Annotated in this window: 1 riboswitch. The window is 68.3% G+C overall.

Annotation, left to right across the window (positions count from 1 at the left end):
• Nucleotides 1-343: 343 nt before the first annotated feature.
• A riboswitch (SAM riboswitch) is annotated at nt 344-452 on the reverse strand.
• Nucleotides 453-559 lie beyond the last annotated feature (107 nt).

Here is a 559-nt window from a genome sequence, read left to right on the forward strand (position 1 = left end):
GGTAGAAGGCCACATCATGCCCCTGGGCAAGCCACCGGTCGAACGCCTGGGCGGTGCCGCGCTCGCCCTCCGGGGTGGTCTCAGCCGTCAGGAACAGGTCCTTCGCCGTGGCGGCGTCCATTCCGGTAGGTCCTTCCACTGAGGGCTGCTGCTTCCTGCTGGTGTCCCCGGGGTCGCCGAAGTAGCGTGAGCGGCAGGCGGGAGCCTCAAGGAATGTTCCAGGAGGCGAGCGTCATCGACCGGCAGCGGCGCAGCCGTTCGGCAGCGGATCGAAGATGACGCCGGGTATGGCCATGACGACGCTCCTGCGGAGTCTGGGACCCCGGTGGTGCCGCGCCCCGGTGATCCGCCGTTCTCCACGCACCACGCGTGGAGCAGGTCCTCACCCGGGGCACCTGCGGCAGGCGGGATGCCGTCCAGCGGGCCGGGGCTTGTCACTGGAACTCATGACCTGCCTCGGAGGCTAGCGATTTGTTCACTTAATCGTCAATTGCCCGGCGAGGGATCACGCAGGCCACGAACGGCAGGTCGCATGGCCGCCTTCGCCGTCGACCGCAAG

The organism is Planomonospora algeriensis, assembly GCF_977012225.1.